The 12083-nt window shown below is 36.7% G+C and carries 11 protein-coding genes and 1 other annotated feature; of the genes, 9 read left to right on the top strand and 2 right to left on the bottom strand.

Annotation, left to right across the window (positions count from 1 at the left end):
• Positions 1-116 precede the first annotated feature (116 nt).
• From zapA to AC1DIT_RS02060, 7 genes are all read left to right on the top strand, one after another.
• Positions 117-386, top strand: coding sequence for a cell division protein ZapA (gene zapA / locus AC1DIT_RS02090; protein WP_000082702.1), 270 nt, complete (start codon positions 117-119; stop codon positions 384-386).
• A gap of 1 nt (position 387) precedes the next feature.
• Positions 388-927 (top strand): CvpA family protein, encoded by a 540-nt coding sequence (locus AC1DIT_RS02085; RefSeq protein ID WP_016116555.1) that lies wholly within the window; start codon positions 388-390, stop codon positions 925-927.
• Between the two features lie 55 nt (positions 928-982).
• A complete protein-coding gene (gene polX / locus AC1DIT_RS02080) occupies positions 983-2701 on the top strand; it encodes a DNA polymerase/3'-5' exonuclease PolX (RefSeq protein ID WP_016116554.1) in 1719 nt (572 codons plus the stop codon).
• 21 nt (positions 2702-2722) lie between these two features.
• On the top strand, positions 2723-5083 hold the full coding sequence (locus AC1DIT_RS02075) for an endonuclease MutS2 (protein WP_016116553.1): 2361 nt from the start codon (positions 2723-2725) through the stop codon (positions 5081-5083).
• Between the two features lie 209 nt (positions 5084-5292).
• Entirely contained in the window at positions 5293-5982 is a 690-nt protein-coding gene (locus AC1DIT_RS02070) for a 23S rRNA pseudouridine(2604) synthase RluF (RefSeq protein WP_016116552.1), read from the top strand.
• A 96-nt stretch (positions 5983-6078) separates the two neighbouring features.
• Positions 6079-6330, top strand: a binding site (T-box leader).
• Positions 6331-6449: 119 nt separating this feature from the next.
• The gene (gene brnQ6 / locus AC1DIT_RS02065; protein WP_016133275.1) at positions 6450-7775 is read left to right on the top strand and encodes a branched-chain amino acid transport system II carrier protein BrnQ6; all 1326 of its coding nucleotides are present in this window, start codon (positions 6450-6452) and stop codon (positions 7773-7775) included.
• Between the two features lie 649 nt (positions 7776-8424).
• A complete protein-coding gene (locus AC1DIT_RS02060) occupies positions 8425-9624 on the top strand; it encodes a class I SAM-dependent rRNA methyltransferase (protein ID WP_476998034.1) in 1200 nt (399 codons plus the stop codon).
• A gap of 93 nt (positions 9625-9717) precedes the next feature.
• On the opposite strand, the gene AC1DIT_RS02055 is transcribed toward AC1DIT_RS02060, so the two are convergent.
• Together AC1DIT_RS02055 and AC1DIT_RS02050 are read right to left on the bottom strand one after the other, a co-directional pair.
• Complete coding sequence (locus tag AC1DIT_RS02055) at positions 9718-9912, bottom strand: YwbE family protein (RefSeq protein WP_016116548.1); 195 nt, start codon at positions 9910-9912, stop codon at positions 9718-9720.
• Positions 9913-10086: a hypothetical protein gene (locus AC1DIT_RS02050; RefSeq protein WP_016116547.1), complete on the bottom strand. Its 174-nt coding sequence runs from the start codon at positions 10084-10086 to the stop codon at positions 9913-9915.
• A 170-nt stretch (positions 10087-10256) separates the two neighbouring features.
• On the opposite strand from AC1DIT_RS02050, the gene AC1DIT_RS02045 reads away from it, so the two are divergent.
• A complete protein-coding gene (locus AC1DIT_RS02045) occupies positions 10257-10949 on the top strand; it encodes a response regulator transcription factor (RefSeq protein WP_016116546.1) in 693 nt (230 codons plus the stop codon).
• 1 nt (position 10950) lies between these two features.
• Entirely contained in the window at positions 10951-11886 is a 936-nt protein-coding gene (locus AC1DIT_RS02040; RefSeq protein ID WP_016116545.1) for a sensor histidine kinase, read from the top strand.
• The last annotated feature ends 197 nt before the right edge of the window (positions 11887-12083 follow it).

The raw sequence follows: 12083 nt of genomic DNA, 5'->3' as shown, positions 1-12083 counted from the left end.
GCTCCTTTTTTATATTGTTATTTTTATCATATCGGATTGTTCTTTCTGTTTCCATATTATGATGGTTCATGGTATGATAAACTTTAGGATTCTGTACGTGATTGGAGGCCGGTGAGTTGTCACAACAAAAGGGAAATAAAAGTCGAATTAATGTAGAAATCTATGGTCAACAATATTCAGTTGTTGGCGATGAAAGTACAAGTCATATCCGCATGGTAGCAGCGATTGTGGATGATAAAATGCGCGAACTCAATGCCAAGAATCCTTCGCTTGATACGAGTAGACTAGCGGTATTGACGGCGGTAAACGTCATACACGATTACATAAAATTAAAAGATGAACATGAGAAATTGAAAGAAAGTATGACAAAAAAAGGAATGGAATAACATGATTGATATTATTATCATTTTACTGCTTGTTATGGGATTTTTCCTCGGTTTAAAAAGAGGATTTGTCCTGCAACTTGTAAAGTTAACAAGCTTTATTATCGCATACCTTGTTGCGTACTGGTACTGCAAAGATTTAGCACCAACATTTGAGAAATTTATTCCATATCCATTTGATAAGAACGTATCTGTTCCAGAATGGATTGATGCGAATAATATCGAAGCAGTATTCTATCAAGCAATTGCGTTCATTGTATTATTTATTATTACAAAAATCGCACTTTCATTGCTTGGGAATTTGCTGAATATGTTTACAGAAATCCCAGTTATAAAACAGGTGAATGCGTTTGCTGGGGCACTTCTTGGCTTTTTAGAAGTGTACATTATTTTGTTTGTCTTAATTATTATTGGAACAATTCTTCCGATTGAACAAGTACAAACGCCACTGCAAAAATCATCAATCAGCAAAATAATTGTAGACGATACACCGATTCTTTCTGAAAAAGTGAAGGAACTATGGCAGACAGGTAGCAAAGTATAACTTCTCTTTTCTCGGAAAGAGAAGTTTTTTTCTATGAAAGAAAGGTGGGGCAAGAATGAAAGTGAATAAAAAACAAGTGATTAAATTACTAGAGACAATCGGCCTTTTTATGGAGCTTAAGGGCGCAAATCCATTTAAAATATCCGCATTTCGTAAAGCGGCAGCAGCATTAGAAAGCGATGATCGTAGTCTTTCTGAAATTGAAGATTTCACAAAGATTCCGGGCATTGGAAAAGGAACAGCGACAGTTATTCAAGAATATATTGAAGCTGGAACTTCAGAAGTATTGCAGGAACTTGAAAAAGAAGTGCCGAGTAGCCTATTACCATTATTAAAATTACCGGGGCTTGGTGGCAAGAAAGTAGCAAAGTTGTACAAAGAGCTTGGCATTATTGATATGGAAACATTGCAAAGGGCTTGTGAAGAAAATAAAGTACAGGAATTAGCAGGGTTCGGTAAGAAAACGGAAGAGAAAATATTAGAAGCGATTGCTCAAGTTGGATCTCGTCCAGAGCGTTTACCGATTGCAATGGTCCTACCTATTGCCGGGGAAATAGAAGAGAAATTGTCGAATATCCAGGAAATTGTTCGATTCTCTCGCGCTGGTAGTTTACGACGCGTTCGCGAAACAGTGAAAGATTTAGATTTCATCATCGCAACGGCAGAGCCAGCAGCGGTACGTGAACATTTATTACAGTTTGATAATATGATTGAAGTCATTGCAAGCGGTGATACAAAAGTATCCGTTCGTCTTCAATATGAATATGATATTTCGATTGATTTCCGTCTTGTAAAACCTGAAGAATTTATTACAACTCTTCATCATTTCACAGGTTCAAAAGATCATAACGTAAGAATGCGCCAAATTGCGAAAGATAAAGGTGAAAAGATTAGTGAGTACGGTGTGGAAAACTTAGAAACGGGAGAAGTGAAGACGTTTGAAACAGAAGAAGCATTCTTTGCTCATTTTGGATTGCCGTTCATTCCACCAGAAGTACGTGAAGATGGAAAAGAGGTCGAATTAATTAAAGAATATCCGAATTTAATTCAGTTCTCTGACATACAAGGTGATTTACATATGCATACAACATGGAGCGACGGTGCTTTTTCCATTGAAGAAATGGTACAAGCGTGCCGCGGACGTGGGTATAAATTTATGGCAATTACTGATCACTCGCAATATTTGAAAGTAGCAAATGGTTTAACGAAAGAGCGTCTTCGTGAACAAGGAAGAGAGATTGAGCGCATTAACGAAAAATACCCGGATATCACAATTTTACGCGGAATCGAAATGGACATTTTACCAGATGCAACGCTAGATTTTGATGATGAAGTATTAGCAGAACTTGATTATGTAATTGGTGCAATCCACTCTAGTTTCTCACAAGACCGTGAAACGATTATGAAACGTTTGCGCACAGCAATTGAAAATAAGCATGTTACAATGATTGCCCACCCAACAGGTCGTCTCCTTGGACGACGCGAAGGGTATGATGTAGATACAGATTTACTCATTGAACTTGCGAAAGAAACAGATACAGTTTTAGAGTTAAATGCGAATCCGAACCGATTAGATTTAAGCGCAAAATTACTAAAGCAAGCGCAAGATGCTGGTGTGAAAGTAGCAATTAATACGGATGCTCATACACTTGAAATGTTAGAAGATATGGAAACAGGTGTAGCGGCAGCACGTAAAGGCTGGATTCAAAAAGATACCGTGATTAACACATGGGATATGAACCGTTTATTAGATTTTATTAAACGGAATAAGTAACACAAGGGGGACAGGCAACTTATGTTAGAACGAACGTTGCGTGTATTAGAATATAACAAAGTAAAAGAACAATTACTTGAGCATGTTGCTTCTTCACTTGGTCGTGATAAAGTGAAGAGCCTTGTGCCAAGTACAGATTTTGAAGAAATTGTAGAAATGCAAGAGACAACGGATGAAGCAGCAAAAGTCATTCGCTTAAAAGGACATGTGCCGCTCGGTGGGATTTTTGATATTCGTCCAAATGTAAAACGTGCGAAAATTGGAAGTATGTTAAGCCCACATGAACTTCTTGATATTGCAAGTACGATGTATGGTAGCCGCCAAATGAAGCGATTTATTGAAGATATGGTCGATAATGGCGTAGAGCTTTCAATCTTAGAAACTTATGTGGCGCAAATTGTGTCTTTATATGATTTAGAAAAGAAAATTACAAGCTGCATTGGTGATGGTGGCGAAGTAGTTGATAGTGCCAGTGATAAACTGCGCGGCATTCGTAACCAAATCCGTACTGCGGAAAGCCGCATTCGTGAGAAACTTGAAAATATGACGCGATCTTCTAATGCACAGAAGATGCTATCAGATGCAATCGTAACAATCCGTAATGATCGCTATGTAATTCCTGTAAAACAGGAATACCGCGGTGTATATGGTGGTATTGTTCATGACCAATCGGCGTCTGGACAAACGTTATTTATTGAGCCACAAGTCATTGTAGAACTAAATAACGCATTGCAAGAAGCACGCGTGAAAGAAAAACAAGAAGTAGAGCGTATCTTAATGATGTTAACAGAAGAAGTAGCATTAGAAGCAGATACTGTATTAGCAAACGTAGAGGTTATTGCGAATCTTGATTTCATTTTTGCGAAAGCATTTTATGCAAAGCGAATAAAAGCTACAAAACCAATTGTAAATAATGAACGCTATATGGATTTAAGAAAAGCGCGTCATCCGCTTATCAACCCGGAAATTATTGTGCCAAACGATATTATGCTTGGTAAAGACTTCACAACAATCGTTATTACAGGTCCGAATACAGGTGGTAAGACAGTTACATTAAAAACAGTTGGTATCTGTGTATTAATGGCGCAATCTGGCCTTCATATTCCAGTGTTAGACGAATCAGAGATTTGTGTGTTTAAAAACATTTTTGCTGATATCGGTGATGAACAATCGATTGAACAAAGCTTAAGTACGTTCTCCTCACATATGGTGAACATTGTAGATATTTTAGAAAAAGCTGATTTTGAAAGCTTAGTATTATTCGATGAATTAGGTGCCGGAACAGACCCGCAAGAAGGGGCTGCGCTTGCCATTTCAATCTTAGATGAAGTATATAACCGCGGAGCGCGCGTTGTCGCAACAACGCATTATCCAGAGCTAAAAGCATATGGTTACAATCGTGAACAAGTTATTAACGCAAGTGTTGAGTTTGATGTAAATACATTAAGCCCAACGTATAAATTATTAATCGGTGTACCAGGACGCAGTAACGCTTTTGAAATTTCCAAACGCCTTGGATTATCTGATCGCGTGATTGACCGTGCTCGTAATCATATTAGTACAGACACGAATAAAATCGAAAATATGATTGCGAAGCTAGAAGAAAGTCAAAAAAATGCAGAGCGCGAATGGAACGAAGCAGAAGAGCATCGTAAACAATCTGAAAAACTTCATCGTGAATTACAGCGTCAAATCATTGAATTTAACGATGAGCGTGATGAGAGATTATTAAAAGCACAAAAAGAGGGCGAAGAAAAAGTAGAAGCTGCGAAAAAAGAAGCAGAAGGCATCATTCATGAACTGCGTCAATTGCGTAAAGCGCAGCTTGCAAACGTGAAAGATCATGAGCTCATTGAAGCGAAAAGTCGTCTAGAAGGGGCAGCGCCAGAGCTTGTGAAAAAACAAAAAGTAAAAGTGAAAAACACAGCGCCAAAACAACARTTRCGAGCAGGYGATGAAGTRAAAGTATTAACGTTCGGTCAAAAAGGACAGCTGCTGAAAAAAGTAAGCGATAATGAGTGGAACGTTCAAATTGGTATTCTGAAGATGAAAGTGAAAGAATCCGATATGGAGTACATTAATACGCCACAACCGGTTGAGAAGAAAGCAGTCGCGACTGTTAAGGGAAGAGACTATCACGTTTCCTTAGAGCTTGACCTTCGTGGCGAGCGTTTTGAAAATGCGATGATGCGCGTTGAAAAATATTTAGATGATGCACAGCTTGCGAACTATCCTCGCGTATCAATCATTCACGGTAAAGGAACAGGAGCACTTCGCCAAGGTGTACAAGATTACTTGAAGAAGCATCGCGGCGTGAAAAACTACCGTTACGGTGACATGGGCGAGGGAGGCCTAGGCGTAACAGTTGTCGAATTAAAATAGCACAAAACCAAGCAAAAGGGGAAACCATTATATGTTTATGGACAAACTTGCAAAAGTATTGTTAGCTTGTTGCGGAATATTTTTGGTGATTGGGGTTATTTATTTAGTGGTTTTTGCGAAGTAAAGGAGCGTCAATCTCGGCATCAGTATACCGCCTGAGATTGACGCTTTTTCTTTTCGGATAATCTATAAGAAAAAAGGAATATGACATGAAAATTAACCAATTTATAAGCGAAGCATTATCCTGCTCAAGGCGAGAAACAGACCGCCTTATTAAAGCGGACCGCGTGGAAATTAACGGTGAAGTGTGTACGCACGGTGCGATTGTTACGGAGAATGATATTGTAACGATTGATGGCAAAACGATTGAAAAAGAGGACAAAGAAAAAATCTACATTGCCTTCCATAAACCAGTTGGCATTACTTGTACAGCTGCGGATCATATTGAAGGGAATATCATCGAGTATATCAATCATCCCGAAAGAATCTTTCCAGTTGGCCGCTTAGATAAAGCGTCGGAAGGATTGATTTTGTTAATGAATGATGGAAGGATTGCCAATCAAATTTTACACGGAGATCATGAGCATGAAAAAGAATATATTGTAACGGTCGATAAGCCATTTACAGATTGGTTTATTGACGGAATGTCCCGTGGCGTGAAGATTAAAGATGGAATAACGAAGCAGTGTAAAGTGACACGAGTAAATAGTTCTACATTTCGAATTATTTTAACGCAAGGAATGAACAGACAAATTCGTCGAATGAGCCGTGCTTTTGGATATACAGTAACAAAACTGAAGCGTGTACGAATTATGAATATTAAGCTTGATGGATTAGAGGCTGGAGAGTGGCGGAATGTCACAGAGCAAGAGTTACAGGAATTATTGAAGCAGTTATAGTTGTTTTTCTGTGTTTATTTTAAAAAAAATAAAACTATTGATTTTTTTTAAAATAGCCCATATAATAAAAAACAACAATATTCGACAATATATTTTATAAAAGTAATGATGAGGACACGAGTTATTTTTTACGATTCTCAGAGAGGGAAGCCTTAGGCTGTGAGCTTCCTAATACGAAAAGATATACTTACCACCTCTAAACTTCAAGAGTGAACGGCGTGATGCATTGTAATTCTTGACGGATAAAACCGTTATCAATTTACACGAGCTATAAAATGAGTTTATTTCGTTATACATTCATTTTATTAGAATAAGGGTGGAACCACGATTTCAACACTCGTCCCTTTGTTAGGGACGGGTGTTTTTTGCGTTCTTTTATAGGGGAAGTAGGATTGAAAGAGGAAATGTAACGAGTTTTTATTTCTGAATATTTTGTCTATTTATTAATTTTTAGGAGGTAAATCAAAGTGAAATTATCTTTAAAGTTATCTGAGATGTTTGCAATAAGTTTAATGTTATTTGCGCTATTCTTCGGCGCAGGTAATATGATTTTCCCACCAGCGTTAGGACAAGGTGCTGGAACAGATGTATGGATTGCGTTGCTTGGTTTTATCATTACAGGGGTAGGACTTCCTTTACTAGGGGTTATTGTCATTGCTTTAAAAGGAGATATCAATGAATTAGCAGGTCGCGTACATCCGTTATTTGCACTTGTTTTTACAGTTGTGATTTATTTATGTTTAGGTGTATTCGTCAGCGTTCCGCGTACAGGAACGGTTGCTTATGAAATGGGAGTCGCTCCATTTTTATCAAGTTCAGTAGCGGGCCAAGCATATCCACTTGTTATCTTTACATTCATTTTCTTTGCAGTTACTTTCTATTTAGCATTAAACCCTTCAAAATTAGTAGGGCGCATCGGAAAAGTATTAACACCAATTTTATTAGCTGTCATTGCAATTATTGTTATTAAAGCACTTATTACACCAATTGGAGAGTTCGGTGCACCGACAGAAACATACAAAGATCCACTGTTTAAAGGATTTATTGATGGATATTTAACATTAGACGGATTAGCAGCACTTGTTTTCGGAAATGTGGTTATCAATGCTTTAAAAGGAAAAGGGATTACAAATAAGAAAAGTATTGCGAAAGTAACAATCTTTGCAGGGATTATTGCAGCACTTGGCTTACTTATCGTTTACTTAGCGCTCGCTTACCTTGGGGCTTCTAGTGTATCGCTTGGAGTGGGAGAAAACGGCGGTGTTATTTTAACAAACGTTGTTCATCATTTATTTGGAAATTACGGCATACTACTACTTGGGGTAGCAATTGCGGCTGCATGTTTAACAACTTCTGTTGGGATTGTCGCAGCTTGTGGAGATTTTTTCTCAGCACTACTACCAAAGCTGTCTTATCAAAAGGTTGTTTTTATCTTCTGCGTGTTAGCATTTATGGTAGCAAACCTAGGTTTAACACAATTAAATGCATTAGCATTACCAATCTTAATAGCAATCTATCCAATTGGAATCGTATTAATCATATTATCGCTAATTGAAAATTACCTTCGTATCCCGTTGGCAATGTATGTGGGTGGTATTATAGGAGCATTTGTTATTAGCTTTTTCGATGGATTAAATAATGCACACATTCAAATTGCAGCATTAGCGCCGATTTTAGAAAAAGTTCCGTTTTATAGTGTAGGGATTGGATGGTTAATTCCAGGAATGATCGGTATGTTTGTTGGGTATGTCGTTTCTGCTTTTCGAAAGGGAGAGGTTGTCGTCGAAAAATGAGGAAAAGAGACTTTCATGTAAAGGAAGTCTCTTTTTGATAGAAAAGCCTACACACACATTTATAGGGGGATTTATCCTGTATTACTGCCTGTAAAAGCCCGATTGGTGGGGGATGAAGAAAACCCTCACTGATGAAAGTTTCACGTTATCTAAATCTATTATTCATTGATGAAGGAGTTTTTGAACTAAAAAAGACTGTCATTTTATTAATCCTTGTTTGTAACACCTATTCGGTTATAATATCGTCGTTCAATAAAGTTTGAGGAGGATTGTACATTATGAATAAAATGCCAATTGTTCTCCATGATGATCCTTTTGTAGCCCAGTACATGAAGGGGAAAAATGGATTGCTACATTATGGTTTCGTGAAAAACCACAATATTTAAAATTAATTATTTGATTTTTGAGAGGAATGAAAATCCTTATTTATGTACAGGTTTTTTCCATTGGACAGTGCTCTAAGACTGATCTCTAGATAAGAGTCTCATCTTCTACATTGTATAAATATATAACGGTCGTGCTAGATGAAGAGCTAGTTGTACCCGCAAAGCAATAATATGGTATAGTGAAACGAGGCTGTTTTTTGAGCCTCGTTTTTTAAATGCTTCCTACTAAATAGAAAGCATTCAAATGGAAAGGAAGACATTACATGCGATCAGAAGTAACTGTAAAGATAAAACCGAAATTTATAAAAGAAATTAAAAGTGGCTATCCACTTATTTTAAAAGATGCAATTCAAAACTTAAATGATATACGTGAAGAGGGGCAAATCATCAAAATTGTTGATGAGAAGAACCAATTTCTTGGTAAAGGCTACTACGGAAAGCAAAATAAAGGATATGGCTGGGTTTTAACAAGAAAAGAGCAAGAGCATATTGATCAAGCTTTCTTTGAAAGAAAAATCAAATCGGCGCTACATAAACGAAAAGGTTTTTACAAAGCGAATGATACAACTGCATTTCGTGTTGTAAATGGTGAAGGTGATGGACTTGGCGGTTTAATCATTGATTATTATGACGGTTTTTATGTAATAAGCTGGTATAGCGAAGGGATTTATTCATTCAAAAATGAAATCATTGAGGCTCTTCAGAAAGTAGCAAACTTCAAAGGAATCTATCAGAAGAAGCGTTTTGATACAAAAGGAAAGTATATTGAAGACGATGATTTTGTTGCTGGAGAGCGCGGCGAGTTCCCAATCATCGTGAAAGAGAACGGTGTAAACTTTGCCGTGTATTTAAATGATGGTGCGATGGTTGGCGTATTCTTAGATCAGCGTAACGTTCGAAAACAAATTCGTGACACATACGCGAAAAGTAAAACAGTGTTAAATATGTTCTCTTATACAGGKGCTTTCTCTGTATTYGCAGCGCTTGGCGGAGCGASWAAAACAACRAGTGTTGATCTTGCGAATCGTAGTTTAAGTAAAACAATTGAACAATTTAGCGTGAACGGCATTGACTATGAAGCACAAGATATTATTGTAGAAGACGTTTTCCATTACTTTAAATACGCAGCGAAGAAACAGATGAAGTTTGGCATGGTTGTATTAGATCCACCAAGCTTTGCACGGTCTAAAAAATATACATTTAGTGCAGCAAACGACTATAAAAACCTATTAAAAGAAACAATCGCCATTACAGAAAACAACGGTATTATCGTTGCTTCTACAAACTGCAGTACATTTGATATGAAAAAATTTAAAGGTTTTATTGATACAGCGTTCAAAGAAATGAATGGCAAATATAAAATATTAGAAGAACATTCTTTGCCAGAAGATTTCCGTACGATTGACCAATTTAAAGAAGGCGACTATTTAAAGGTTGTTTTTATTGAAAAAATTAAAGGATAATTAAAACATATCAGCATTTTGACAAAGGATATCGACTTACAGATAAAAAACGATATAAGAAAAGGAGCTCAATTTCAAAATGAGCTCCTTTTCCTATTGAACAATATGCTGCACTCTGCCAACTTGTCCGTCTTGTAAGCGCACTTTAATGCCGTGTGGATGAGACGATGAATTTGTCAAAATATCTTTTACAATCCCTCGAGTGAGTGTGCCAGTACGTTGATCTTTCTTTAAGACAATGTCAACTTCAAGACCTGGTGAAATGTTAGCTCGTTTTTGCCCGTTCATTTACACACCTGTACGTCTACGTTGGTTGTTTGTTTTCTTTGTTTGTTGATTTTGTAATTTTTTCGTTGCTTGACTTTGATTTGCAGTATTTGATCCGTTTCCATTTCCTTGCTTTTTCTTTGCAAGTTGTTCGCGCATTAAATCAGCTAAGCTTACTTTTTTATTTTCTGACATGGTAAAACTCCTTTATATTAGGTTAATTGTAAACAATAGTTGTGAGTTCCATCATAACATTGTTATGAAAAGAAATGAAGTCGGATTGAATTTTCATATAATTCTTTTCACCTTTATCGACTTCAGTTACAATTAAATTGTTAATGTTTGTAAAAAAAGGGGATAGAAGCATGTCACATCATATTTTACTCGTGGAAGATGATAGCGCGATTCAAGAAATGGTCGAGAAATATTTAATCAAAGAGGGCTTTCAAATAACAATTGCATCCGATGGAGAAGAAGGAGTTCTCACATTTCTAAAAGGCTCATTTGATTTAATCATTCTCGATATCATGATGCCAAAGCTAGACGGATTAGAAGTTGTGAGAATCATTCGCGAAAAAAGTGCTGTGCCGATTTTAATGATGTCCGCAAAAGATACGGATGTGGATAAGGCGGTCGGTTTAGGACTTGGAGCAGATGACTACATCTGTAAACCATTTTCTATGATTGAACTGGCAGCTCGGGTAAAGGCAAGCATTCGAAGATCTACAAAGTATTCAGCCACGGAGCAGAAAGAAGAAACGATTGAGATTGGTGATTTAAAAATTGATCTGATCAATTTCACTGTGCAAAAAAAAGAAAAACAGCTAAAACTGACTTTGAAAGAATTTGAGATTTTAAAACTATTTGTGAAGAATCAAAATCGTGTATTTACAAAAGCACAAATCTATAACCTGATTTGGAATGAAGAATATTATGGTGATGATAACGTGATTAATGTTCACATGAGACGGTTGCGTGAGAAGATTGAAGATGATCCTTCTAATCCAGAATATATTAAAACATTATGGGGCATTGGCTATAAGTTGGAAGTGATGTAGTATGATCTCTCTTTTAACGATCGTTATCTTCATATTATTAGGTGTTATTTATTTTCAATATAGAATACAGAAAAGTAAAAGTGCAAATGTACGCTATACATATGAAAAGTTACAGGATATTGTAAAGCAGCAAACAGGTGAGAAATTATTAGTTGTGACGGATGATAAAGAACTGCAAAAATTATTAGTAGCAATTAATCATTTATTAGATGCGAAACAAAAAACGAATGCTGATCATGCGAAGGTTGAAATTTCGATGAGAAAGATGCTTTCTAACATTTCACATGACTTAAAAACACCGCTCACTGTTATTCTTGGATATACAGAAATGTTAAATACAGATAAAACGATGAATAAAGAGGAACAACAAGCATTGCTAGAAAAGGTACATTTGAAAACACTCGAAGTCATGGAACTCATTCATAAATTCTTTGATTTGGCAAAGTTAGAGTCTGGAGATAAAGCAATCGAAATGACAAAGGTAAACATGAATGAAGTGTGCCGAGAAAAGATTTTATCCTTTTATGATTTATTGACGACGAAAGGGTTTGAGGTGCATATTGATATACCTGAGAAGAATGTGTATGCACTTGGAAATGCAGAAGTACTAGGTAGGGTGTTAAATAATTTAATATCCAATGCGATTGCGTATGGATATGGCGGAAAAACACTCGGTATTACATTAAGAGAAGATGATAGGTGCGTGTATGTTGAGGTATGGGACCGCGGGAAAGGAATTGATGAATCTCATATTGATAAAGTATTTGAACGCATGTATACGCTAGAGGATTCAAGGAACCGATTGTATCAAGGAAGCGGCCTTGGGCTTACGATTACAAAACGATTGGTAGAAGCTTTAGGCGGAGAAATTCATCTTTCCAGTACGCCGTATGAGAAAACAATATTTACAATTATGCTGAAAAAAATAGAGTTTTAGCTTGTAGAAAAGAGTATTCTACAAGCTTTTTTTGAACGTAAGGAATTTGTAAGGAATGGGTAAGAAAAAAGAGACTTTCATTGTCTATGATATAAAGTGAAACTTCCATCAGTGGGGAGGCTTTATCCCCCACTGATGGTTAGTTGAACCAATCGGGCATTTACGGGCAGTTTTATCTTCCTTCGAGTTAGGGAAAT

Source organism: Bacillus sp. 05T22, from assembly GCF_056396765.1.
The sequence above is the reverse complement of the archived record's forward strand: the minus strand, read 5'-3'. Positions and strand labels throughout refer to the sequence as shown.

Bases quoted from the DNA above. Each gene is read 5' to 3' on its own strand.
- AC1DIT_RS02085 (WP_016116555.1), top strand. From the start codon at position 388: ATGATTGATATTATTATCATTTTACTGCTTGTTATGGGATTTTTCCTC.
- polX (WP_016116554.1), top strand. From the start codon at position 983: ATGAAAGTGAATAAAAAACAAGTGATTAAATTACTAGAGACAATCGGC.
- AC1DIT_RS02070 (WP_016116552.1), top strand. From the start codon at position 5,293: ATGAAAATTAACCAATTTATAAGCGAAGCATTATCCTGCTCAAGGCGA.
- AC1DIT_RS02055 (WP_016116548.1), bottom strand. From the start codon at position 9,912: ATGAACGGGCAAAAACGAGCTAACATTTCACCAGGTCTTGAAGTTGAC.
- AC1DIT_RS02050 (WP_016116547.1), bottom strand. From the start codon at position 10,086: ATGTCAGAAAATAAAAAAGTAAGCTTAGCTGATTTAATGCGCGAACAA.
- AC1DIT_RS02045 (WP_016116546.1), top strand. From the start codon at position 10,257: ATGTCACATCATATTTTACTCGTGGAAGATGATAGCGCGATTCAAGAA.
- AC1DIT_RS02040 (WP_016116545.1), top strand. From the start codon at position 10,951: ATGATCTCTCTTTTAACGATCGTTATCTTCATATTATTAGGTGTTATT.